The sequence below is a fragment of the Streptomyces sp. NBC_00005 genome (assembly GCF_045160215.1).
Taxonomy (GTDB): Bacteria; Actinomycetota; Actinomycetes; order Streptomycetales; family Streptomycetaceae; genus Streptomyces.
In genome coordinates this window covers 178,834-202,212 of sequence record NZ_CP108316.1, presented here as the reverse complement: position 1 = coordinate 202,212, position 23,379 = coordinate 178,834, and the positions used below count along the sequence as shown (strand labels likewise).

General features: G+C 69.2%; 18 protein-coding genes and 2 pseudogenes. 12 read left to right on the top strand and 8 right to left on the bottom strand.

The features are described 5' to 3' along the window. Positions 1 to 164 precede the first annotated feature (164 nt). The 3 genes and pseudogenes from OG303_RS01005 to OG303_RS00995 all read left to right on the top strand — a co-directional run. A pseudogene (locus tag OG303_RS01005) lies at positions 165 to 413 on the top strand (hypothetical protein); the annotation flags it as partial. 33 nt (positions 414 to 446) lie between these two features. Then, positions 447 to 1,046 (top strand): GntR family transcriptional regulator, encoded by a 600-nt coding sequence (locus tag OG303_RS01000; protein WP_405877029.1) that lies wholly within the window; start codon positions 447 to 449, stop codon positions 1,044 to 1,046. Positions 1,047 to 1,087: 41 nt separating this feature from the next. Beyond that, positions 1,088 to 2,002, top strand: a complete 915-nt coding sequence (locus OG303_RS00995) for a VOC family protein (RefSeq protein ID WP_405863741.1) — start codon at positions 1,088 to 1,090, stop codon at positions 2,000 to 2,002. A gap of 381 nt (positions 2,003 to 2,383) precedes the next feature. Here the strand turns inward: OG303_RS00995 and OG303_RS00990 are convergent, their stop codons facing one another. The 4 genes from OG303_RS00990 to OG303_RS00975 form a co-directional block, all read right to left on the bottom strand. Then, positions 2,384 to 3,184, bottom strand: a complete 801-nt coding sequence (locus OG303_RS00990) for a GntR family transcriptional regulator (protein WP_405863739.1) — start codon at positions 3,182 to 3,184, stop codon at positions 2,384 to 2,386. A gap of 215 nt (positions 3,185 to 3,399) precedes the next feature. Next, positions 3,400 to 4,296 (bottom strand): ABC transporter substrate-binding protein, encoded by an 897-nt coding sequence (locus tag OG303_RS00985; RefSeq protein WP_405863737.1) that lies wholly within the window; start codon positions 4,294 to 4,296, stop codon positions 3,400 to 3,402. A gap of 232 nt (positions 4,297 to 4,528) precedes the next feature. Next, positions 4,529 to 5,146, bottom strand: coding sequence for a nuclear transport factor 2 family protein (locus tag OG303_RS00980; protein ID WP_405863735.1), 618 nt, complete (start codon positions 5,144 to 5,146; stop codon positions 4,529 to 4,531). A gap of 158 nt (positions 5,147 to 5,304) precedes the next feature. Continuing rightward, entirely contained in the window at positions 5,305 to 6,729 is a 1,425-nt protein-coding gene (locus tag OG303_RS00975; RefSeq protein WP_405863733.1) for an MFS transporter, read from the bottom strand. A gap of 171 nt (positions 6,730 to 6,900) precedes the next feature. On the opposite strand from OG303_RS00975, the gene OG303_RS00970 reads away from it, so the two are divergent. The 6 genes from OG303_RS00970 (at position 6,901) to OG303_RS00945 (ending at position 14,397) form a co-directional block, all read left to right on the top strand. Beyond that, positions 6,901 to 7,803, top strand: coding sequence for a LysR family transcriptional regulator (locus OG303_RS00970; protein ID WP_405863731.1), 903 nt, complete (start codon positions 6,901 to 6,903; stop codon positions 7,801 to 7,803). 108 nt (positions 7,804 to 7,911) lie between these two features. Next, positions 7,912 to 8,244, top strand: coding sequence for a hypothetical protein (locus OG303_RS00965; protein WP_405863729.1), 333 nt, complete (start codon positions 7,912 to 7,914; stop codon positions 8,242 to 8,244). Between the two features lie 55 nt (positions 8,245 to 8,299). After that, on the top strand, positions 8,300 to 10,360 hold the full coding sequence (locus OG303_RS00960) for a hydantoinase/oxoprolinase family protein (protein ID WP_405863727.1): 2,061 nt from the start codon (positions 8,300 to 8,302) through the stop codon (positions 10,358 to 10,360). Further along, entirely contained in the window at positions 10,357 to 12,228 is a 1,872-nt protein-coding gene (locus tag OG303_RS00955; protein WP_405863725.1) for a hydantoinase B/oxoprolinase family protein, read from the top strand. The genes OG303_RS00960 and OG303_RS00955 overlap by 4 nt, the downstream gene beginning before the upstream one ends. A 76-nt stretch (positions 12,229 to 12,304) precedes the next feature. Continuing rightward, positions 12,305 to 13,396: a Rieske 2Fe-2S domain-containing protein gene (locus tag OG303_RS00950; protein WP_405863723.1), complete on the top strand. Its 1,092-nt coding sequence runs from the start codon at positions 12,305 to 12,307 to the stop codon at positions 13,394 to 13,396. After that, the gene (locus tag OG303_RS00945; RefSeq protein ID WP_405863721.1) at positions 13,393 to 14,397 is read left to right on the top strand and encodes a PDR/VanB family oxidoreductase; all 1,005 of its coding nucleotides are present in this window, start codon (positions 13,393 to 13,395) and stop codon (positions 14,395 to 14,397) included. The genes OG303_RS00950 and OG303_RS00945 overlap by 4 nt, the downstream gene beginning before the upstream one ends. A 74-nt stretch (positions 14,398 to 14,471) precedes the next feature. Here OG303_RS00945 and OG303_RS00940 read toward each other — a convergent pair whose 3' ends face one another. The 4 genes from OG303_RS00940 to OG303_RS00925 all read right to left on the bottom strand — a co-directional run bounded on the left by OG303_RS00940 (position 14,472) and on the right by OG303_RS00925 (position 20,123). Further along, positions 14,472 to 16,658: a SpoIIE family protein phosphatase gene (locus OG303_RS00940; protein ID WP_405863719.1), complete on the bottom strand. Its 2,187-nt coding sequence runs from the start codon at positions 16,656 to 16,658 to the stop codon at positions 14,472 to 14,474. Positions 16,659 to 16,873: 215 nt separating this feature from the next. Next, positions 16,874 to 18,094, bottom strand: a complete 1,221-nt coding sequence (locus OG303_RS00935; protein WP_405863717.1) for an FAD-dependent monooxygenase — start codon at positions 18,092 to 18,094, stop codon at positions 16,874 to 16,876. Beyond that, positions 18,091 to 19,044, bottom strand: a complete 954-nt coding sequence (locus OG303_RS00930; protein WP_405863715.1) for an intradiol ring-cleavage dioxygenase — start codon at positions 19,042 to 19,044, stop codon at positions 18,091 to 18,093. Before OG303_RS00930 ends, OG303_RS00935 begins: the two co-directional genes overlap by 4 nt. Further along, complete coding sequence (locus OG303_RS00925) at positions 19,044 to 20,123, bottom strand: maleylacetate reductase (RefSeq protein WP_405877027.1); 1,080 nt, start codon at positions 20,121 to 20,123, stop codon at positions 19,044 to 19,046. The genes OG303_RS00930 and OG303_RS00925 overlap by 1 nt, the downstream gene beginning before the upstream one ends. A gap of 490 nt (positions 20,124 to 20,613) precedes the next feature. Between OG303_RS00925 and OG303_RS00920 the strand changes: the two are divergent. The 3 genes and pseudogenes from OG303_RS00920 to OG303_RS00910 form a co-directional block, all read left to right on the top strand. Further along, a pseudogene (locus tag OG303_RS00920) lies at positions 20,614 to 20,760 on the top strand (helix-turn-helix domain-containing protein); the annotation flags it as partial. Positions 20,761 to 20,856: 96 nt separating this feature from the next. Further along, positions 20,857 to 21,339 carry an IclR family transcriptional regulator gene (locus tag OG303_RS00915; protein WP_405863713.1) on the top strand — a complete coding sequence of 161 codons (483 nt, stop codon included), beginning with the start codon at positions 20,857 to 20,859 and terminating at the stop codon, positions 21,337 to 21,339. 553 nt (positions 21,340 to 21,892) lie between these two features. After that, entirely contained in the window at positions 21,893 to 23,278 is a 1,386-nt protein-coding gene (locus OG303_RS00910) for an MFS transporter (protein WP_405863711.1), read from the top strand. Positions 23,279 to 23,379: the final 101 nt, after the last annotated feature.

The window sequence follows — 23,379 nt, the reverse complement described above, 5'->3', positions numbered from 1 at the left end:
CCGGGTGGCCCCGGGACCACGGTCCCGTTGGTGCTCACTCCGACAGCGACTTTTTCCGAGTCATCGACCCGGTACTGCACCAAGGACCATTCAGGCGGCTTCATGCATTCCTCCAACAGGCGGCTCTGTAAGTGGCAGGAGGACGATAGTGCATACACATTGCGATGGGAAGGGTAGGCTGCGGAAGACATGTAGGCGGTGGCGGGGGGCTGGGGTTCATGGATCAGGCGGGTGCGGCAGGAGTGGTCTGGCCGACTGCGGACGGTTCGTTCGACGGCCTGCCTCGGCCTGTCATCTCGCATCCCAGACGCACGAGTGTCGAGGTCCACGACCATCTGCGGCGGCTCATCCTGGAAGGTTCCCTGCCGCCGGGCGCGGAACTGAAACAGGCCGAGCTTGCCCGGGTTTTCGACGTCAGTCGCACTCCGCTCCGCGAGGCGTTCCGGATGCTCCAGGAAGAGGGGCTGATCGACGCGGACATCAATCACCGCGGCCGGGTGACCGCACTGGACGCCGCCGACCTGGACTGCCTCTATGCGGCGCGGATCTCGCTCGAGTGCGTGGGCGTGCGCCTGACCGCGGGGCGCCTGTCACGCCTGGAGGTGCAGGCGGCGTCCGGACAGCTGCACGACATGGACCGTGCGGAACAGGGCGAGGACTACGCGGCCTGGTATGAGGCTCACCGCGCCTTCCACCAGATCCTGGTCGCCCGGTGCACGCCCACTGTCCGACGTACCATCGCGTCGTACGCGGAGCGCAGCGAGCGCTACCTCCGGGTGGTACAGGGCCAGCACCGGGACCAGTCCGCGCAGCGCCGCCAGGAGCACTACGACCTCTTCGCCGCAGTCGTGGCAGGGGAGCCGCAGCGGGCCGTGCGACTGACCGCGGGGCATCTCGCCCGTACAGCACACCACGTGATCGAGCACTTGGCGCCTGGGCGCGGAACCCGTGACGTGCAGGAGGCGACGGACATGATCTGCGGTTCCGGCTCGGAAAAGGTTCCCTGGATGCCTGGACGTTGCACTGCTGAAGGTGTACACACTTAGGGGGGCTCGTGGGGACGCGGGTTCGGAAATAAGGAGAGCACATGTTGCGTGTCAAAGGTCTTCTGCACTACGGACTCCAGGTGCCTTCGCTGGATAAGGGTGCGGACTTCTACAGTGCGTTCGGGCTGGAGACATCGGAGCGCGACAACGCGGTCGTGATCCGTTGCGACGGCCGGGAGCAGGACCAGACGGTGCTGATCGACGGGCCGACCAAGCGGCTGCACCACGTCGCCTTCGCGGTGGAGCCGGACTCCCTGCCCGAGTGGCAGCGGCACCTGGAAGGCCTGGGCCTGAAGCTGCTCGACGCGCCGGCCCAGGTGCCCGGCGGGCTGTGGTTCCGCGATCACGAGGGAAACCTGGTCAACCTCCGTGACGAGGGGATCCGCTCCTGGCGCGAGTTCGGCACCACGGATGCGCTGGATGCCAACGTCGGCGACCGGGTCCGTCGGATCGACCAGGCCCGCTGGCTGACCGCAACCGAGAAGCCGCGCCCCCAGCGTCTGGGGCACATGCTGATCTTCAGCTCCGATCTGGACGCCTCCGAGGCCTTCTACACCCGCACCCTCGGCCTCCGCCTGTCGGACCGCATCCGAGGCATCGCCACGTTCATGAACTCCGGCCCCGGCGATCACCACGTCTTCGGTTTCGTCCCGGCGGCCCACCCCGGCCTGCACCACTCGAGCTGGATGGTGTCCGACATCGACCAGATCGCCATGGGCGCGCAGAACATGGCCGCCGCCGGCTACGCGAAGGGCTGGGGCCTGGGCCGCCATACCCTCGGCTCGAACCTCTTCCACTACATCCAGGACCCCTGGGGCAGCTGGATCGAGTACTCCGGCGACATGGACTGCATCACCGAGGACTGGAAGCCGAGCGACTGGGACTGCCCGGCCGCCGTGTGGAGCCCCGAGATGCCGGCCGACTTCGTCACCAACCAGGAGGAAAAGCCCGCCTGACCGCCCTCGCACGTAACCACACCAACGCCCCGATCCACCCGCCGGCCTCCACCCCACCGGGTCGAATCGGCCGGAGCGGGGCGTTCGGCGTCACGGCCGGTATGAACGGGGCTCCAAGAGAGGTCCCGTGGTGCCCCCTCTCGTACATCCCCCGTACGGCGTCCACCGAGTCCAGCCCGCGCTTGGTGGGCGTTGTGAAGCCGAACTCCTGCTCCAGGGCGTCCAGGAATGCCTGCGGCATCCGCTCCCGGATGCCCGTGGTGCGGTCGCCTTCTGGGCGCCTGTTCACCCGCGCCCAGTGAGTTCACCGACGTGCTGGGTCATCCGTGCCGTGCGGCAAGCCCCCGCAGGAGAGGCATCACCAGCCGGACAGACGCCGTATCAGGTCTGACCGTTACCCGCGATCCCCAGCGCTGTCCGCGTGGCCACGGGTTCGTACTCCGGGGCGATGTCGGCCAGCACATTCAAAGCGGTGCGCGCAAGGTGCCGGGCGATCGCGCGTGCCGCTTCGTCCGGGTCACTCAGACGCAGCGCCTCCAGCAGCGCTTCGTGATCTGTGCGCGCCCGGGCCCATGAGCTGGGTACGCCCAGCTGGGCCAGCCGGATGTAGCGCTCGCTGTGCTCGCCGAGCGACGCGAGCATGCGCTGCAGATGCGGCCCCACAGCCTGGGTCGCGATGCGGTGGAACTCCTTGTGCGCGGCGTGCCACTCGTCCAGCTGGTCGTTGCCCGCCAGTTCCTGCATGCGCTTCAGTGCTACGCCCATGCGCTCGAGGTCCCCAGCCGCGAGCGACTTGGCCGTCATGCTCACAGCAAGCGTTTCGAGCATGATCCGAGCCCCGTAGACACCGTCCAGGTCCTCGGGGTCGACTGCCCGTACCCTCGCTCGCTGATCGGGCTGTGCGTCGATGAGCCCTTCTTCCTGGAGCAGCCGGAACGCCTCACGCATCGGCGTGCGGCTGACGCCGAGGTTCCGTGCCATCTCGGCCTGGAGCAGCACCGACCCCGGAAGCAGCTCACCGCTGAGGATCATGTCCCGCAGCCGTCCGTGAACGTCAAGGGCCAGTCGGCGTCCGCCCCCGGCCTGACCGGGTGTTCCGCCCGGCGGCTCGGATGGGACTTGCGCCGCGCTTCCGCTCTCCGCCGACTGTTGTCCCTCGGCCATGTCGCTTCTCCTGCTCATGCCAGGAGTCTACCCAGGTGTATGCAGGTCCAGTGAGCGAGAAGGCAGCACGGGCCAGTCCCTGGCACAAATCCCGTCACGACCCGGTTCAACAGTCGTGTCACTGTATCCACTCACCGGCACACATGCGCGCACACAGTAGAAGGGGAGCCATGTACAAGTGGATCGGCCCGGACTGATCAGCTGCCGGCCATGGCGGTCGCTACCGGCCTGCGTCAGCCCTCCTGGTCGGCAGCGATCAGGGACTCGAGCGGGCCGGAGGGCTGCCATGCAGGAGTGAAGCGGCGGCGCAGGTCGGCTACCGCCTCCATGCCGCGCAGGGTCACATCGGGTGAGGTGGACAGTCCGGCGGGCCCGAGGAGGCCGGGGACCGCGGCCCGGGCGGCGGCCGTCGGCAAACCGTGCCGTACCAGAGCCGCCTCTATGCCGTCCGCCCCGGAGGCCAGTAGTTCCGAAGTGCTCATGCGGCAGACCTCAAGGTAGGCGCGGGTATGCCAAGTGCCGGCGGTGCCGCGCGGAGTGACCACCACGTTGGTGATGAGGTCGGGGGCGACCTGAAGGTGGCCGCCGAGACGCGGGTATCCCTTCTCAGTGGCGAGGACGTCGAAGGGCGGATGGAGTGTGGTCCCGTCCACGGCGCCTGTCGGCAGCGCCTGGAACCTCTGCAGAGTTCCGCCGACCGGGACGAGTTGGCTGTCGGTGACCGGCGAGTCGGCGACGTCGGCGAGTACGGCGCGAAGCACGAACGCGAAGGCGCTCTGTGCGTTGTCGACGGCCCACCGGTCCGTTGGCAACGGTGCGCCGGGACGCCGGTGAACGGCGAGTTCGCCCATGCCCTCGGCCCGGACGGCCACCGGATCCCGCTTCAGGATCCCACGCAGCAGGTGGTCGGGAGAGGTGTGCATGATGTCGTAGCTGCCGTCGTTCCAGCCGGCCATCTGCTGGTCGGAGGAGACGACCTGGACAAGGTTCACCTCCAGTCCGGCCTGCTGGAAGTAGCCGGAGTCGAGGGCGTGGTACAGATGGGCGCCGCCGGCGCCGGGGAAGATGCCCACGGTCAGTCGTCGTGTGGGTTCGCCGGGCACACGGAGCGCGTTCAGCTCGGAGAACATGGCTGGACCGGACGCCTCGCCGTCGACACGTTGGCGATCGACAGAACTTTCTGAATATTGCATGGGGACCGTTCCTTCGGGTCGGATGGTCAGAGAAAGGCCGGATTGAGGGGCGACGTTCACTTCGGCAGCGGAACCGGTGCTCCGTGCTGCCGCCGTCGCTGTCGCAGCGCGTGGGTAGCGGCCTCGCTGTAATGGGTTGTCTTCACGGCCGGCACGTCGGTGAAGCGGGTCAGTGAGGATCGCCCGGAGCGCTCGAGCCGGCCAGCCACTTCGCGCCTTCCTCATACAGGCGCTGCACGACCTCACCCGTCAGGCCCGGCAGCCCGGTCTTCACTGTGAAGCCGGCCTTGGTCTGCATGTAGCCGAGATGGCGGTAGCCGACGGGGAAGCGGCTCAGCAGCTGGGGGTCCAGATGGAGCGTCGCGGACGGATCGACAACGTCGAGACGGTCCTTCTCGTAGATCGGCTGCCGACGCACGATCTTCCACGCGCCCTGGTGGCGTGCGCAGAAGTCGTAGAAGCGTCCTGTGCAGACGACGTCGACCTCGACCCCGTCGACCGCGGCCCTCTGGTTGATGGTCATCTTGGTCTGGGCGATGGCGCGGTCGCCGACGACGTCGGCGGTGTGTCCTCCGAGGAAGTGCAGGATGCTGACGCCGTTGTCGAAGCCCTCCCGGCTGATGGCGATGAAGTCCGTCGCCGGACCCTGGAACCAGGTGGCCGTCATCCAGCCGTCGAGGGGATGCCACACGGTGGCGAACCGTTCCCAATCGCCTGCGTCGCGCCACAGTGCCCAGTTCTCGACGAGCTCGCGAAGCTCGTGCTTGTCCGTCTCGATTGCAGGCATCGAAGATTTCCGTTCTGTGCGTATGGCCGCGTCGGCTGCCGGTCGGCAGGACGCGGGAGCGGTGCCGGTGCCACACGAGGCGGCGCCGGCAGGCCCAGGGACGAGGTGGCGCCGCCTCGTGCGGCACAGCGGGACGAGGCGGCGCCGACGTGCCCGGCTCAGCGGGCCAGCTCCTCGAGGGTGCGGTTGCGGGTCTCGACGCCGAAGCCGATCAGCACGGCCAAGCCCAGCACGGCGACCAGCAGGAGACTTCCGAAGACCCAGCTCACGCCCCCGCCGGCCGCCAGGATCTGGCTGATCACGAGCGGGGACAGGATGCTCGCGAAGCGGGCGAGAGAGCTTCCGGTGGCCGAACCCCAAGCCCGCATGCGAGTCGGGTAGAGCTCGGCGGTGTAGATGTAGAGAATCGTCGCGGGCAGGCTCGCGCCCATGGCGGTGATGACACCCGCGGCGAAAAGCACCGGCCACGCTGTCAGGTGAAGGACGGAGACCCCGATCGTGCCGAAGGCCGTTCCCACCGCCATGATGGCGAATCCACCAACGAGCAGCGGCTTGCGGCCGATGCGGTCGATCAGGAACGCCGCGACGTAGACAACGACGATCTGGACCGCGCTGGTGACCAGGGTCAACTCCAGCGACACGGACGTGGCCAGCCCGCCGAGCTTGACGTAGAGCGTCGGCAACCAGACGGTGAAGCCGTAGGTGATGAAGAAGGCGGCGAACCAGGTCGCCCAGAGCATCAGGGTGCGGGGGCGGTAGTCGGCCGAAAAGAGCTCGGCCAGACGCAGCCGGGTGGCGACCTGCGGCGGGATCGGCTCGGGATCGGGCAGAACGCGGCCGCGCCGCTCGGCGGCCTTCTCGACCCGGGACACGATGACGTCGGCCGCCGCGGTTCGGCCGTGCTCGGCCAGCCAGCGCGGCGACTCGGGCAGCCAGCGCCACGCCGCCGCAGCGGCGAGCAGCGGCAATGCCCCGATGGCGAACAGCCAGCGCCACCCGTCCCGCGGACCGAGCTCGCCGAGCAGGACGACACCCACGAGCGGCGCGGCGAAGAGCCCCCAGGGGAAAGCGGACTGGTAGATCAGGCCGATGCGCCCGCGGTGCCGGCGGCTGAGGAACTCGTTCATCAGAGTGCCCCCTAGGGGCACCTCGGCGCCGAGCCCCAGGCCCTGGACCATACGGAACACCAGCAGGCTGGTGTAACTCCAGGCCAAGGCGGCCCCGATCGACAGCAGGCCGAAGGCGACAAGCGAGAAGATGAACGCTTTGCGGCGTCCCAGCTTCTCGGCCAGAGCGCCGGCGATGAGCGCGCCGGCGCTCTGACCCACGTAACCCGCACTGACGATCAGGCCCGCGTCGGCGAAGCCGATGTGAAAGTAGTCGGTGAGGACGGTGAGCATGACGGCGATGGATACGGCGTCGAACGCGTCGAAGAAGCCGCCGACGGCCAGGAGCCCCGCCAGACGTCCATGGAAGGAGTTCGGAGGAATGCGATCGAGGCGAGCGGCGATGAGGCTCGCGTCGCAGGTGCTCGTGGGAACGCCACCGGTGCCTGGATCCCGTGTGGACGTTGCGTCAGCCATGGACTCTCCTCGTTGAGAGCGCCGCCCGGACATCGTCTGTCAGGGCGGGAGGGTGTCGACCTGGACATATCGACAGCCAGGACGGTAATCACTCTCCGAGAATCAGTCGAATGACTGTTGTCCATGCGATATATAGATGGAGTGAATAGCTTCTCGCGGCCGACGAGTCCCGTGACCGGCCTGCATCGCGTCGACCTCAACCTGCTCCCGATGCTCGCCGCCCTTCTCGAGCATCGCAGTGTCACGCGCGCCGCCCAGGCTGTCGGGCTGACACAGCCGGCCATGAGCAACGCCCTGGGGCGGCTGCGACGCACGCTCGGCGACGAGCTCCTCGTCCGCGTCGGCCGCGAGTATGTGCTCACCGCGCGCGCCGACGCACTCATCGCGCCGGTCAACCTGATCCTGGAGACCGCGACCAACCAGGTACTCACTCCTCCGACGTTCGATCCGGCGACCTCGGACCGCACCTTCCGCATCGCGGCGGCCAGCGCCGCGGCCTTGACCGTCCTTCCCGCCTTGAGCGCCACTCTCGCCGCGTCCGCACCGGGCGTTCGCCTGCATGTGGAGGCGTTTGACCCCTCGATGGTCCTCACCCTCAGCGAGTCGACCGCGGACGTGGTGCTGCTGCCGGACGTCGTGGCGACCACGCTGCCGAGGGAGCGGCTCTACCAGGAGGACTGGGTCGTGGTCGCCGACGCGGACAACGACCGCATCGGCGCGACGCTGACCGTCGACGACCTCGCCCGGCTGCCTCACGTGGTGTTCGAGTGGGAAGGGGGCCGGGTCGGCGCGCAGCAGGCTCTCGCCGAGTTGATCCCCGATCTCTACGTGCAGATCGTCGTCTTCGAGTTCCTGATGATCCCCTCAGTGCTGAGCGGCACGCCGATGGTCGCGCTGCTGCAGCGCCGGCTGGCTCAGCGAGTGGCAGCGCAGAGCGGGCTACGCGTGATGGAGCCGCCCATCCCCCTGCCGACGCTCGGGATCGATCTGGTGTGGAACCCGCGCACAGCCGGCGACCCTGGGCGGGCGTGGCTGCGAAAACAGCTGATCAGGGCGGTTTCATCAACGCAGTGATTGCCAAGTATTGCCATCATTCATTGGACTCATGTCGACTTGCTGCCTAGCGTCGTCGGTGACCTGGGAGGCGCCGCTGCCCCCTGGGGGGAAGGTGTGCACCGGCCGATGGTGACGCAACCGATGACCGGCCCGAGCCGCGCCGTGAACATGGTCCTCACCGCGCTCTCCGACTCCGTCGAAGGCACGCTCTTCGCGCCGCAGGCCCGCGCTCTCACCGGCCTCGATGACCGGACGTTCGAGGCGGCCGTCGCCGAACTCGACGAATGCGGGCAGATCGTGGTCGAACGTCACCACGCTCCCGACCCCCACCTGCAGGGTGACTGGCGGTCCCTCTCGCTCGTCCGCCCAGGGAAGCGCCGTGCGCAGGCGGCCGCGGCCGGCCGTGCCCATTTCGACCGCTGGGTCCGGGAGTTCCTCCAGCAGCACCGCTGCACCTGATCACCACCCGAGCCGGCCGCGCAAGCCGGCGTACGTCCACGGAAGGACAAGGCCCATGGGACGCCGCGTCGCCGTCGACATCGGTGGCACATTCACCGACGTCGTGTCCTACGTCCACGAGAGCCGCGAGATCACGCTCGGCAAGACCCTGAGCACGCCCGACGACCTCATCCAGGGGATCCTTTCCGGCTTGTCGCTGTCCGGCACCGGGATCGACCAGACCGGGATGCTGATCCACGGCAGCACCGTGGTCATCAACGCGCTCATCGAACGGCACGGCGCCCGGACCGCCCTCGTCACCACCGAGGGCTTCCGCGATGTCTACGAGATCGGGCGGATCAACCGGCCGGACGCCTTCAACCTGTCGTTCCGCAAGCACCGGCCCCTGGTGCCCCGCGAGCTCGTGTGGGAGGCGCCCGAGCGGATCACCGCACAGGGCACGGTGCGCTCGCCGCTCGACGAATCCGCGGCCCGCGCCGTGGCCCGGGAGGTGCGCGAGTCCGGAGTGGAGGCGGTGGCCGTGGCCTTCCTGCACTCCTATCGCGAGCCGGCTCACGAGCAGCGCATGGCGGAGATCCTCGGCGAGGAGTGCCCGGACGTCTACGTCAGCATCTCCAGTGACATCTCCCGGGAGTACCGCGAGTTCGAGCGGACCTCCACCGTGGCGGCGAACGCGTTCGTCGGCCCGCGAGTGAGCCGTTACCTCAGCCGCCTCGACGACGCCCTGCGGCGCCCGGACGGGAGCGCGCCGGTGCTGACGATCATGCAGTCCAACGGTGGGCTCTGCGACGTCGGCACCGCCCGTCGGCAGCCGATCCAGATGATGGAGTCAGGCCCGGCGGGCGGAGTGGTGGGCACCATCGACGTGTGCCGCACCCTCGGCTACGACCAGGCGATCGCCTTCGACATGGGCGGCACCACGGCGAAGGCCTCGGTGATCCGGAACCTGACGTTTCCCCAGGCCAGCGACTACTTCGTCGGCGGCTACGCCGAGGGCCTGCCGATGCGCGTTCCCGTCCTCGACATCGTGGAGGTCGGGACGGGTGGCGGGAGCATCGCCTGGCTCGACGAGGCGGCCGCCATCCACGTCGGGCCGCGCAGCGCCGGTGCCGCACCCGGCCCCGCCTGCTACGGCCGGGGCGGGACCCAGCCGACAGTGACCGACGCATCCGTCGTGCTCGGCTACCTGCCGGCACAGGGGCAGCTCTCCGGTGGGCTTCAGCTGGACGGAGCCGCGGCGCACGAAGCCGTCGCAGCGGTGGCGGCCACGCTGGGGCTGGACACGATCGAGGCGGCGGCCGGGATCCTCGCGATCGCCGCGGCGAGCATGGCCAACGCCGTCCGTGCGGTCACCACCGAGCGAGGCCTGGATCCGCGTGACTTCGCGCTGTTCGCCTATGGAGGCAACGGTCCGCTGCACATCTCGCTCATCGCCCGCGAGCTCGGCGTCAGGCGCGTGGTGATCCCGCCCTACCCGGCGGTCTTCTCCGCCCTCGGCATGCTCATGGCCGACCTGCGCCACGATGTCGTGTTCACCGACATCCGCCGGTTGGACGGGCTCGACGAGGGCCACCTCGAGTCGAAGCTGCGGGAGCTCGAGCAGGCCTGCCACACCAAGCTCCTCGACGGCGGGGTCGAATTCCGGGAAGTCTCCTTCGTACGCGCCGCCGACATGCGCTACGTGGGCCAGGAGCACGCCGTGACGGTCACGCTCCCGCCGCTCACCGACGGGAGCGCGATCGCCGCGCTGAAGGCCCGGTTCGACGACGAGCACCGCGAGCGGTTCGGCCACAGCGCACCCGACGAGCCCGCCGAGATCGTCAGCCTGCGCGTGTCCGCGGTCGGCGCGCTCCCTCGCCCCGAGCTCACGAAGATCGCAACCGGGTTCACCGAACCGGAGGGGGCAGCCCGCACCGGCGAACGCGACGTCGTCTTCCCGGGCCACGGCGCGCTGCGCACCCCGGTCTTCCAGCGCTCCGGCCTGCTGGCCGACAACCAGCTCACCGGCCCGGCGGTCATCGAGGAGGGCACCGCCACCACCCTGCTCCGCCCGGGCGACCTCGCCGAGGTCGACGGGTACGGCAACCTGCTGCTCACGATCGGAGGAGGACAGTGACCCGCGACCCGAACGCCGCCGGCACCGTCGACACCATCGGCACGGTCGAAACCCCGGCCTGCGACCCCGCGGCCTCGCAGGTGGACCCGATCACCGCGGAGATCATCCGCGGCGCCCTGGTGTCCATCACCGACGAGATGAAGACGAATCTCATGCGGACGGCCTACAACCTCATCATCTACGAGGCCCAGGACTTCACGGTCGGCCTGTTCGACGCCACGGGCGAGACCATCTCCATCGGGCTCGGGCTGCCGATGTTCGTGGGCGGGCTGTCCGACGCGGTCAAGGCGAAGCTCGAGTTCTACGGGCCGGACGGCATCGAGCCAGGCGACATCATCCTCACCAACGACCCCGACATCATGGGCAGCCACCTCAACCACATGATCTTCACCATGCCGATCTTCGTGGACGGTGTGCTGGTCGCCTTCGCCTCGTCGATGGCGCACTGGATCGACGTGGGCGGGGTGCTGGGTGCCACCACCACCGACATCTACTCCGAGGGCATCCAGGTGCCCATCGTCAAGATCTTCAAGCGGGGCGAGCAGAACGACGAGCTCACCCGGCTGATCGCGGACAACGTCCGCTTCTCCGATCTGGCGATGGGTGACTTCCGTGCCCAGGTGGCCGCCATCCGCACTGGTGAGAGCCGCATGGTGGCACTGTGCCGGCGATACGGGACCGGGGCCGTGCTGGCCAGCATCCGGGAGATGTACGACCGCAGCGAGACCCTCGCCCGCCAGGCGGTGGCCGCCATCCCGGACGGCACCTACACGGCCGAGGCGTGCATGGACGACGACGGTGTCGACATCGGGCGCCCGGTACCGATCAAGGTCTCCGTCGTGGTGTCCGGTGACCGGATGACCATCGATCTGGGCGAGGTCAGCCCCCAGGTGGCGGGCTACTTCAACTCCGGGATCACGGCGGGCCGCTCGGCCGCGCAGGTCGCCTTCAAGTGCCTCACCTCACCCGGGCTGTTCCCGATCAACGCGGGGTCCTTCCGGCCGGTGATCGTCGACCTCCCTCCCGGCCGCGTGATCAGCGCCAGCAAGCCGGCGGCGATGCGCTGGTGGATGACGTACCCGATGACCGTCGTCGACTGTGTCTTCCGCGCACTGGCGGACGTGATCCCCGGCGGCGGCATCGCCGGGCACCACGCCGACCTGGCGATCACCAACCTCTACGGTGTGGACCACCGCACGGGTTCGTTCTACATGCTGTTCGGCGGGCCGCAGGGCGGCGGCTGGGGCGCGACCCCCGACAAGGACGGTGAGTCAGCCACGATCTGCGTCAACGACGGCGACACCCACAACACACCCGTCGAGGCGGTCGAGGCGAAGCACCCGGGCCAGATCATCGAGCGCTACAGTCTGCGCCCCGACTCCGGCGGCCCGGGCCGACGGCGCGGCGGCCTGGGCACCGAGGTCGTCTTCCGCACCTTCACCCCCGGCCGGCTCAACTCGTTCCTCGAGCGGTCCCACCAGGCCCCCTGGGGCCTCGCCGGCGGCCGCGACGCCGCACCGAACGGCATCGCCGTCCAGCGCCACGACGGGACGACCGAGACCTTCCCCAATGCCAAGCTCGACGGCTTCGCTCTCGGCGAGGGCGACGCCTACACCGTGAGCACCGGCGGTGGCGGCGGCTACGGCGACCCGCGCGACCGCCCCGTCGACGAGGTCCTCACCGACGTGCGCGCAGGCTACGTCGGCATCGACAGCGCCAAGCACGACTACGGGGTCGTCGTCCGCCCCGGCACCCGTCCTCGCGAGTACGACGTCGATGCGGAGTCGACGCACCGGGAACGGTCCCGGATGCGCGTCGACGGCGTCGAGCCACCCGAGAACCGCGTCGTCCGGCCGCCGGAGCACTGACCCGCACGCGCTCCGCGCTGTTCTCGGTCTCCGACGAGAGCGCATCCAGACCGAAGCAAAAAGGAGAAGGACCGTCATGTTCCCGCTGAATGCCTGGTACGCCGCGGCATGGGACACCGAAGTGGGCCGTAGCCTGCTGCCGCGTACCATCTGCGAGCGCCCGCTCGTCTTCTATCGAACCGGCGCGGGGGAGCCGGTCGCGCTCGCCGATGCCTGCTGGCACCGTCTCGTGCCGTTGTCGATGGGGGAGTTGCACGGTGACGACGTCGTCTGCGGCTATCACGGTCTCGCCTACGGACCCAACGGCCGCTGCACCCGGATGCCCGCGCAGGAGACCCTCAACCCGTCCGCCGCGGTCGCTTCCCACCCGGTGGTGGAGCGGCACAGGTTCGTCTGGGTCTGGCTGGGCGACCCCGCGGCGGCCGACCCCGATCTCGTCCCCGACCTGCACTGGAACGACGATCCGCAGTGGGCCGGGGACGGTGAGAGCATCACCCTCGACTGCGACTACAGGCTGGTCCTCGACAACCTCATGGACCTCACCCACGAGCAGTTCCTCCACGCGGACAGCCTCGCCAGCGACGAGCTCTCCGAAGCCGAACCCGACGTGGCCCACGACGACCATTCCGTCACGCTCACCCGGTGGATGCATGGAATCGAGGCGCCCCCCTTCCTCGGCATGCAGATGCGCCGCAAGAACCCCAGCTACGACGGGCCCGTCGCCCGGTGGCAGGTCATCCGTTACACCGCTCCCTCGACGATCACCATCGATGTCGGTGTCGCGCCGACCGGAACCGGTGCGCCGGAAGGCGACCGGAGCGCCGGCGTCAACGGCTACGTGCTCAACACGGTGACACCCGCTGCGGCCGGCACCTGCCACTACTTCTGGGCTTTCACCCGCAACTACCATCTCCACGACCAGAGCCTGACCACCCTGCTCCGCAGCAGCGTGTCACGGGTCTTCGGCCAGGACACCGAGATGCTCAATGCGCAGCAGCGGGGGATCGAGGCCAACCCGGGACACGAGTTCTACAACCTCAACATCGACGTCGGCGGGATGTGGGTGCGCCGGATCCTGGACGCGCAGGTCGCACGGGAGCAGGGCCGGGACCGCACACCCCCGAGCCGCCTGGCCGCCGTCGCGGCCACGACGAGGGAGACGGCATGACGAACATCGCCGACACCTCGACGCCGCTCCCCGGTTCCGGCCCGCATGGCGGCACGGCCGACACCGCGGTCGTGATGGGACGTACCGAGATCGTGCCGGACATCGTCGAACTGGTGCTGCGCCCGTCCAGGCCGGTTCAGTCGGTCCCTCCGGGCAGTCATATCGACATCACCGTCCCCATGCCGGGCGGGCCCGAGCTGCGCTCGTACTCGCTGGTCGACCACGGCCACGACGACGGCCTGCTCCGCATCGCCGTACGCCTCCAGCAGGACGGCCGCGGAGGATCGCGGTGGATGCACGACCTGCTCCCCGGCTCGGAGATCACCTTCGCCGGCCCGATCGACGAGTTCCCGCTCAGCCCGGGGCGCCTGCCGAGCGTGCTCCTCGCCGGCGGCATCGGTGTCACACCCATCGTCGGGCTCGCCCGTGCCCTCCGTATCGGAGGCGCCGACTACCAGCTCGTCTACGCCGGCCGGTCCCGCGACCACATGGCCTTCGTCGAGGACCTCGAGCACGAACACCTCGGCAGGGTCCGGGTCTTCGAGGACAGCAACGGTGACCTGGTCGACCCGGACGAGGTCGTCGCCTCCGTCCCCGACGGGGGAGTGCTGTACGTCTGCGGCCCGATGGGGCTGCTGTCGGCCGTACGAGCAGCCTGGGAGCGCGCCGCGAGGCCACCCGGCGGGCTCCGCTTCGAGACGTTCGGCACGAGCGGAGCCCTCCCCGCGGCACCCTTCCGCGTGGAGGTTCCCGCACGCGGGCTGAGCTTCGACGTGCCCGTCGGCACGAGCCTCCTGGACGCCCTCGAGAGCGCTGGGGTGGAGATGATGTACGACTGCCGCCGAGGCGAGTGCGGCCTGTGCAGGGTTTCGATACTCGACGTGGCCGGCAAGGTCGATCACCGGGACGTGTTCCTCTCGGAACGTCAGCGCGCGGAGAGCCGAGCCATGTGCGCCTGCGTCTCCCGCGTCGCGGGAGCCTCCATCACCATCGACTGCTGAACGCGACGAACCCCGGCTCTGCCTCCGGTCACGCTCCCGGCAAAGGTGGCAGCGGCGCGGGAACGCCTGTGCGCTCAGGTTTCCCCCGAAGCCGTAAGCGGGAGGTCCTGCTCCGTCCAGATGCATTTGCCGTCGTGGAGATAGCGGGCGCCCCAGCGCCGGGAAAGGGCGGCGACGAGTTGCAGGCCGCGTCCGCCTTCGTCGGTGTAACTGGCGTGGCGGATGCGGGGTGTGGTGAGGCTGCCGTCGTAGACCTCGCAGGTCAGGGAGCGACTGCGCAGCAGGCGGAGGTGGATGGGGCCCTTGGCGTGGCGGACGACGTTGCCGATCAGCTCGCTCGCCAGTAGTTCCGTGGTCAGCGTGAGCTCGTCCAGTCCCCATGCGTCGAGCTGTTTGCGGATGTAGTCGCGGGCCTGTCCGGCTGCCCGGGGATCGTCCGGGAGGCTGCAGGAGGCGACGTCACGGGCGTCGGCGCACCGGGTGTGGACGATGAGCAGGCCGGCGTCGTCATTCGTCTGTTCGTGGTCGGGCAGCAGAGCCGACACGACCATGTCGCACAACTCCTCCAGGCGTCGGACGTCGTCGTCCTCGTCGGCGGCCTCGAAGCAGGCGGCGTCGGACGTAGCCGGGGAGAGCATCTGCCGCAGCTGGGCCAGTCCCTCGTCGGCGTCCCGGGTGACGGATTCGACCAGCCCGTCGGTGCACAGGACGAGAAGGCTCTCGTCGGGCAGGTGCAACCGGTGCGTTTCGAAGGGCAGCTTGGCGGCGCCCAGCGGCGGGTCCGGAGCCACGTCGGGGCTGTGGACGGTGCCATCGGGATGGACGACGACCGGCGGGGGGTGGCCGGCCAAGGCGTACGAGCACGTGCGCGCGACAGGGTCGAAGACGGCGTACAGGCACGTGGCGTAGAAGTCCTCCCCGAGGTCGGAGACAAGGTCGTTGAGACGGCTGAACAGCTCGTCGGGGGACATCTCCAGATCGGCGAGGGTGCGTACGGCCGTGCGCAGCCGGCCCATCGTGGCAGCCTCGGTGATGCCGTGGCCCATGACGTCGCCGATCACCATGGCGACCCGGTCGGCGGACAGCGGGATCAGGTCGTACCAGTCGCCGCCCACCTCTTCGCCCCGGCCCGCGGGCAGGTACCGGGCGGCGGCGCAGGCGGCCGGCAGGCGGGGCAGCGTCCTGGGCAGCAGGCCGCGCTGCAGTTCCTGGGCTCGGGCGTGCTCCACGTCGTAGAGGCGGGCCCGCTCCAGCGACTGACCGACCAGACCGCTCAGAGCCGTCAGCAAGGTGCGCTCCTCGTCGTTGAAGGAGCGCGGTTCGCTGAAGGACACCACGCACAGGCCGATGACGCGTCCCGAGGCCATCATGGGCAAGAACGCCCACGCCTCCTTCGGGGACGAATCATTCAGATGCCCCAGTGTCGGATAGCGCCTGGCGATCTCCGCTCTCGATTCGATGAAAAGAGGAGTACGAGTTCGCACCATGTCGTGAATCTGGGCATGGGCGCTGAGCGGCATCCCGTCGACCAAGTTGAGGAACTGCTGCGGATATCCGGCAGCGCCGGCGACTCTCAGGCGGTCCCCTTCCAACAACTGGAATATCAGCCCGTCGGCGCCGAAGGGGGCGAGGACGAACTCCGCGACGGCCCGCACGACGTCACGGGAGGTGACGGCCTCGGCGAGTGCGGCGGTCAGCTCACCCATGCGTACGGATCGCTCGGCCCCTGCCATGGGGCCGGGGCCGAGCGAGGTGCCGGGCCCATCGCCCAGGCGCGAACCGGCCCAACCCGCCAACGCGCGCATGAGGGACCGCTGGGCCTCATCCGGCTCACCGGGTCCTGCCGTGAGCACGGACAGCACACCGGCCGGGCCGTCGGCGCCAGGCAGGGGTATTGCCGCCGTGCCGGCCGCGCCGATGCCCAGGCTGTCCCCGGCAATGGCGACGAATGCACCACGCCGCACGGCGTGCGCGGGCGCCGCGTCCTGCTGGTCGGGCAGATCGGCCCACGCCTCCGCGCTCTCACGGGCGAGGCCACTGGCCGCGACCAGGCGCAGCCGACCGGCGGCACTGTCGTGCCGGTGCACCAAGGCGCCCAGGCCGCCCAGGCATGTCGTCGCGTGTTGGAGGACGAGGTCCAGTGTCTTCGTGCCCCGCTCCCCAGTCCCCCAGACGTCTTCGCCCGGTGCCGCCAGGAAGCCGGACCGCAGAGGCTCGGGCTGCTCTGCGTCCCTCGCGGGGTCAGCCTTCCCAGCCGTCACCACGCCTCCTGCTCGCCCGCAGACCGTGGGGGCGGCGAGACCTCCACCGCTGGATGAATTACGCATACCGCCCCATTGACGGCAAGGCTACCAACTCGCTCGCGCAGCAAGCCGCTGCCGCTGTGATCGTCGAGTACCTACGGGAGGACCGTCATACTGCCAACGGGCATGCGCGCCCCTGGCGGCCCCGCAGCAGCAGCGACCGGGGACGACGCTCAGGGTGCCGCCAGCGCTTCCTTCAGGGCCAGCTCGGCGTCATGCCCATAGATCCACCCGCTCTGGGCGAAGGGGTCATCGCTCATGAACGAGGCGTCCCTGGCCTGCTGAGCGGGCCCGTCGGGCAGATGGTTGCTCTCTGCCCTGCCCCGGCTCATCTGCTGCACCTTGGTGGCGCGAGGGCGGCGGATGTCCTCGTAGCGGCGCAGCGCGGCAGACGGGTCTTCCGGTCCCTCGGCGAGGCAGCCTGCCAGGACGGCGGCGTCTTCCATCGCCTGCGCCGCTCCCTGGGCGAAGAAGGGGAACATCGGGTGCGCAGCATCGCCCAGCAACGCGACGGGCCCGTTCGTCCAGCGGGCCAGCGGATCCCGGTCGAGCAGTGCCCACCGCCCCGTGCGCTCCGCGGCCGAGAGCAGCGCCCCCAGGTCGTCGGACCACCCGGCGAACTCGTCGCGGAGGTCCTCGATCCGTCCCTCGGCCGACCAGGATTCCGTCGTCCAGTCGTGCGCCGGCCCGAACGCGACGATGTTGATCTGTGCGCCGCCGGAGATCGGATAGTGGACCAGGTGACGGTCGGGGCCGAGCCACAGCGTTTGGGCGAGACGGCGCGCGAACGCCGGCGCGCGCTCCGCCGGGACGAGGGATCGCCAGGCGCACATTCCCGAGAACCGCGGCGAGCCCGTTTCGGTCACGAACCGTCCCACGGTGGTGTGTACACCGTCGGCGCCGACGACCACGTCGGCGACCTCCCGTGATCCATCGGTGAACGTCAGCTCCACACCCTCGTCCAGTCGGCGGAGGTCGGCGAGACGAGTCCCCAGCCGTAGGGACGACTCGGGGACCGCTGCCTTGACCGCGGCGAGGAGATCAGCGCGGTGCGCGACATAACTCTGCTCGCCGAAGCGCCGTTCGAATTCCTGGCCGAGATCCTCGGAGAACAGCACGCTCCCGTCCTCCCAACGCCGGAACTCCCACCCGACCTGCAGCGGCACCGCGCGCTCGCGGAGGAGGTCCAGCCGGCCGAGGCTGCGCAGCAGTCGCACCGCGTTGGGGGAGACGACGAGGCCGGCACCGACCTCGGTCAGGGCGGGCGCCTGCTCGTACACGGTCGCCTTGATCCCGGCGCGGTGCAGGAACGCCGCGGTGGCCAGACCGCCGATTCCTCCGCCGACCACGGCCACCCGCAGGTCAGGCGTGTGTCTCGTGTCCTGGCTGCTCATTCACTGACTCCTGTGGTGGAAGGAATGCCTGCCCCTGCGGCGTGAGCGGGAGCGAGGACGATGTCGAAGCGGACGCTGGACCAGGTACGGTCCGCGAGATCGCGTCCGTCGGGGGTGGGGGTGCCCGCGGTGTGCTCCACGAAGTCGTAGATGAGCGAGTCCTTGACACCGAACACGGAGTCGCTGGTGAGGAGCTCGTCGCCGCGGACGAAGATGTGGGTGATCAGGGTTCGCTTGCCGTCGGCCCGGACATCGAAGTGCAGGTGCGAGGCGCGCATGGGGGAACGGCCGACGGCGGCGAGCATGGCGCCGACGGGACCGTCGTGCGGGATCGGGTAGGGGGTCGGGGTGATGGCCCAGAACCGGTAGTCGCCGTTCTCGTCGGCGAACAGGTGACCGCGCCCCGCCATGCGGTCGTCGTCGTACTGCACGTCGTAGAAACCGTCCTCGTCGGCTTCCCACACCTCGATGCGGGCACCCGGCACCGGTTTCCCGTCCGTGCCGGTGACCGTGCCCTCGACCCAGCACGGCTGCCCGGCGGCACCGAAGGAGATGTCCCCGCCCAGCGGGATCTCGGCTGAGCCCTCGACGTAGAACGGTCCGAGCACCGTCGCCTCGGTCGCGTTCGCGTACGCCTCGTTGTTGATCGCGATCGTCTGCATGGACGCCCCGAACACGTCCGACAGCAGGATGAACTCCTGCCGCTTGTCGTCGGTGATGTGCCCGGCCGCGGTGAGGAACTCGATCGCCGCCGCCCACTCCTCCTCGGTCAGACGCACCTCGCGCAGGAACGCGTGCAGGTGCCGGGTCAGCGCCTGCGTCAGCTGCTTGAGTCGCGGGTCCTTCGCGGTCTCGAACGAGGCCACGACCTTCTCGACCAGGGCCTCCTCACGCTCATGCTGCTCAGCATCCACCTGCGCGCCGGCCTCGCTGCTCCGCTCGATCGTCATCAGTACTCCTTGCCGTCGTTCATCGTGCGCGGGTCCGTCCCCGCCCAGGCCGCACGCAGCAGACGCTGCAGATCGCCGGCTGTCACCGGACGCGGATTGCTGTCCGGCACCACGTCCAGGACCGCCTGCACGGCGTCGTCGACATCGGTCTCTTTCAACCCGTAGTCGCGCAGCGCCTTCGGCGCGTCCACGTCGTGTCGGAGCCGCTGCAGGCCTTCGATCGCCGACCGCGCACCGAATGCGGCCGCGATCCGCTGCTCGGCTTCCGGGGCGGCGGGTGCGTTGAACGCGAGTACGTACGGCAGCACCACCGCGTGGGTCTGGGCGTGCGGCAGGTCGTACCTGCCGCCCAGCACATGGCAGATCTTGTGATGCAGCCCCGAACCCGCCGACGAGAACGCCACCCCCGACAGGTACGTCCCGTACAACGCCTGCTCGCGGCCGGGAAGTCCGGCCGGGTCGGCCACCACCGCGGGCAGCCCTGCGACCAGCGCGCGGATCCCCTCTCCCGCCAGCGCCCGGTCGATCGGGTCCACCCGGGGGCCCCACATCGCGTCGACGCAGTGCGCCAGGGCGTTCAGCCCCGACGCGACAGTCATGGGCACCGGCAAGGACACCGTCAGCGTCGCGTCGTACACGACCGAGCGTGGCAGGACCCGTGCGTCCACCCCGGTGGTCTTGCGTGCTCGCTCGGTCAGACCCCACACACTCGTGGCCTCCGAGCCCGCGTACGTGGTGGGAACGGCCACGATGGGCACGTCAGCGGTCAACGCGATCGCCTTCGCCAGGCCGGTGGTGGAACCCCCACCGACGCTGACCAGGCAGTCCACCTGGTGTCCGGCCGCGGCGGCGCGCGCCCGCTCGGCCACCTCCACGGGAACGTGCATCACCACCTCACTCCACCGCAGCACGACCGGCAGGCTGGCGGTGACCTTCTGCGCGAGTTCCGCCTCCGCGGCTGCCGCGATCACCATCACCCGCGAAGCGCCCAGCCGCTGCACCTCGGCCCGTACGGTCGCCGCAGCCTCACCCGAGGCGAAACACACCCTCTGCGGCAGGGTCTCGTGCTCGAAGCGGATCAACGACCTGTCTGCCGAGTCGGCGTCATGGCCGCCGTCGGCTCGCGACGTCCCGGTCATGTGCATGTCCGGACTCCTTTCATCAATAAGGCGGGATCGGCGGCGACGTCCATGGCGAGCGGCAGTGGCGGCTCCCGCTGTCCGGCCATGGGCCCGTCCTTGGCTCGGCATCGCGCAGGACTGCTCCTACGGATCCGCGCGCCCAGTCGGTCGGCCGGATCCAGGCGTGATGCCCATGAGGAAGCAGTCGACTCCGTCCCAAGAGTCTGAGCTGGCTCGCAGCCTTCGCCCGCGCCGTCCCGTGAGGGCCTCGGGGCCCGGAAGAGAGATTCGGGGAGCGGCTCCACGAAGGCCAGTACGATGTCCGGTGAATGGACACCTTCCTGCGTTCAGTACTTCCGCGAGCAGGAGAAGGGCGCGGGCGGGAGCTCCGTCGGCGCGGTAATGAGGAGTCGAAACGGCCAACAGCAGCGACCGTGGCCGCACGGTCATCTCCCGTGCCCTGGCGATCCTGGGGGCGTTCACGCCGGGGCGCCCGGAGCTGACGCTCGCCCAGATATGCCGGCACACCGGCCTCCGCCACGCCACCGCCCACCGGCTGGTCGGCGAACTGTCAGCATGGGGAGCACTGGAGCGCACCCCGAGCGGCGCCTACGTCATCGGCCTGCGCCTGTGGGAGCTGGGCACGCTCAACCCCCGGGGGCTGCCGCTGCGCGTCCGTGCGATGCCCATCATGGAAGATCTGCATTCCGCCACACAGCAGCACGTGCAACTGGCCGTCCTCGACGGCACCGACGCCCTCGTCGTCGAACGTATCTCCGCGACAAGAGCGGTTCCGCTGGTTGCCGGAGTCGGCGGACGGCTGCCCCTGCACGCGTCGGCCGTCGGCCAGGTGCTGCTGGCACACGCCGGCGAGGAGTTGTTCACCGTGGTCGTACGGGATGGCCTGGCCGGCTTCACGCCCAGGACCATCACCGACCCGGCCGCACTGCGTGTGGCGTTGGCGGAATGCCGGCGGACCGGCGCCGCCATCGTGCGCGAGGAGATGAGCCCTGACGCCTACTCGGTGGCGGCGCCGGTCACCGACTCGAAGGGCCGAGTTGTCGCGGCCTTGTCCGTGGTGGGCGCGGACGCCCGAACCCATCTCCTGTTGCCCGCGGTCCTGCTGGCCGGCCGCGGTATCTCCCGCGGCATGAGGTCCGGTGCCGAGAGGTGACGTGACCGCCGCCGTGCCCGGGCGCTGCGAGGTCCGAGGGGTCGTCCGAGGCGCCCGCCCAACGCTCTGAGCGGCCTGACCGGACAGCAATTGCATACACCCACGCTGATCGCAAGTGGGGTCGTACCTGAGCGGAGCTGAACGTCTCCACTGCAGCCTTGGGATCACTGGGCCTGACCATCAGGTTTCCAGAACCCGGCATCCAGGTTTCTGTACGCAACTCTTTACAGGCCCGTCATAGTGTGCACACTTAGCGGTGCGAGGTCAGTCGCCGACGATGTGGGCAGGAACATCGCCGGCGGTCATGGCCCGGAGTCCTCCGAAAGGGACACAGCATGCGTGAGGAGAGCCGCCGTCCTCGCGTGAGCCAAGGCACCCAGCCGCCCAGGCGACCTGCAGACAAGAGTCACACCCGCTGATCCAGACCGGCTGCCCTCCGCCATGCGCGCCCTGGGACGGCACCGGTCGGCGACCGCTACAAAAACTTCCCACACGCCGCAAACAAGGCAAAGAACTTTTCACCGAACAACGAAGTTATGTGAGAGGAATTCACATGCACGAAGTAAGTCGCAGAGGAAGTCGTGGCAGCGCCACCTGGCCTCCGGTGACATTGCTGGTACTTGCGATCTGTGGGATCACAGTCATTTCCGATGGGTATGACGTGGTCATCTACGGCGCGGTGATTCCGTCCCTTCTCCACGAACCCGGGTGGGGCCTCACTCCCGCTGTTGCCGGTCTGATCGGTTCCATCGGCCTGGTCGGGATGCTCGTAGGAGCTACGACCTTCGGCACGCTCACCGACACACTGGGCCGACGCAGGATGCTGATCGCCTGCCTGACCTGGTTCTCGGTGATGACAGGCCTGTGCGCGACGGCCACCTCTCCGGAGGTCTTCGGCCTCTTCCGGTTCCTCGCCGGCCTCGGTCTCGGCGGCGTGCTGCCGATTGCCAGCGCACTCGTCGGCGAGTACTCGCATCCCAAAACGCGCAACCTGGTCTTCGCGATCCTCTTCAGCGGCTTTCCCGTAGGCGGCATCATCGCCGCTTTCACCGGAATCTTCGTGATTCCACGGTTCGGTTGGCAGGCGATGTTCCTGTGCGCCGTCCTCCCGCTCGTCCTGGTCGTGCCGCTGGCCCTCAAGTTCCTGCCCGAGTCGATCGCGTTCCTCCGGGCGAAGGGGCGGCATGCCGAGGCGGAGAAGATTGCCGACCGCTGGAACATCACCACGGACGATGCGCAGAACGTCGTACCGGCATCGGAGCCACACCAGTCCGCAACCGGCTCAGGCAGCACGTCGTCGGTGAAGACTCTCTTCTCCCGCAGCTACGTCGTGGCGACCCTGTGCTTCCTGGCGATGACCTGCCTGTGTCTGTTCATGATCTACGGATACAACACCTGGCTCCCGGAGCTCATGACACGGGCCGGCTTCTCCGCGGGCTCCGCGCTCAGCTTCCTTCTCGTGTTCAACATCGGAGCCGTCGTCGGCACACTCGTCCTCTCGTTGGCAGCCGACCGACTCGGCTCCAAGCCGATCATCACCGTGACATTTCTCGTGTCCAGCGTGGCCGTGATAGTGCTCAGCCTGCGCCTGCCCACGGCGCTGCTGTACGCGGCCGTCGCGCTGGGCGGTGCCGGGGTGAATGCCACGCAGACGTTCATCCTCGCCAACGTCTCCAAGCACTATCCGGTACGCATGGGCGCCACGGCACTGGGCTGGACGCTGGGCTTCGGCCGCGTCGGCTCGATGCTCGCCCCGCCGCTGCTGGGGCTCATCATCGGGGCCGGGCTGGCATACCAGTGGAACTTTTACGCACTGGCCGTACCCGGCGTCATCGGCGTCCTACTGATCGGGCTGGTTCCCCGCTCACCGGGAGTGGAAGCTCCGGCAGAGCACGGGGGTGCGGGTGGGACCGTGCGTCCCCTCGCGGAACAGACGTGAGCCACATACCGAGGTGACGCTCGCGTAGCCGCAAGGACGGTGCATGAGGGCAGAGCCTCCGGGTGGCTCGGGTCGCGAAACGAACCGAGCCACCCGGAGGC

Bases quoted from the DNA above. Each gene is read 5' to 3' on its own strand.
- OG303_RS01000 (WP_405877029.1), top strand. From the start codon at position 447: ATGCTCCAGGAAGAGGGGCTGATCGACGCGGACATCAATCACCGCGGC.
- OG303_RS00995 (WP_405863741.1), top strand. From the start codon at position 1,088: ATGTTGCGTGTCAAAGGTCTTCTGCACTACGGACTCCAGGTGCCTTCG.
- OG303_RS00990 (WP_405863739.1), bottom strand. From the start codon at position 3,184: ATGAGCAGGAGAAGCGACATGGCCGAGGGACAACAGTCGGCGGAGAGC.
- OG303_RS00985 (WP_405863737.1), bottom strand. From the start codon at position 4,296: ATGTTCTCCGAGCTGAACGCGCTCCGTGTGCCCGGCGAACCCACACGA.
- OG303_RS00980 (WP_405863735.1), bottom strand. From the start codon at position 5,146: ATGCCTGCAATCGAGACGGACAAGCACGAGCTTCGCGAGCTCGTCGAG.
- OG303_RS00975 (WP_405863733.1), bottom strand. From the start codon at position 6,729: ATGGCTGACGCAACGTCCACACGGGATCCAGGCACCGGTGGCGTTCCC.
- OG303_RS00965 (WP_405863729.1), top strand. From the start codon at position 7,912: ATGGTGACGCAACCGATGACCGGCCCGAGCCGCGCCGTGAACATGGTC.
- OG303_RS00960 (WP_405863727.1), top strand. From the start codon at position 8,300: ATGGGACGCCGCGTCGCCGTCGACATCGGTGGCACATTCACCGACGTC.
- OG303_RS00950 (WP_405863723.1), top strand. From the start codon at position 12,305: ATGTTCCCGCTGAATGCCTGGTACGCCGCGGCATGGGACACCGAAGTG.
- OG303_RS00945 (WP_405863721.1), top strand. From the start codon at position 13,393: ATGACGAACATCGCCGACACCTCGACGCCGCTCCCCGGTTCCGGCCCG.
- OG303_RS00935 (WP_405863717.1), bottom strand. From the start codon at position 18,094: ATGAGCAGCCAGGACACGAGACACACGCCTGACCTGCGGGTGGCCGTG.
- OG303_RS00930 (WP_405863715.1), bottom strand. From the start codon at position 19,044: ATGACGATCGAGCGGAGCAGCGAGGCCGGCGCGCAGGTGGATGCTGAG.
- OG303_RS00915 (WP_405863713.1), top strand. From the start codon at position 20,857: ATGGAAGATCTGCATTCCGCCACACAGCAGCACGTGCAACTGGCCGTC.
- OG303_RS00910 (WP_405863711.1), top strand. From the start codon at position 21,893: ATGCACGAAGTAAGTCGCAGAGGAAGTCGTGGCAGCGCCACCTGGCCT.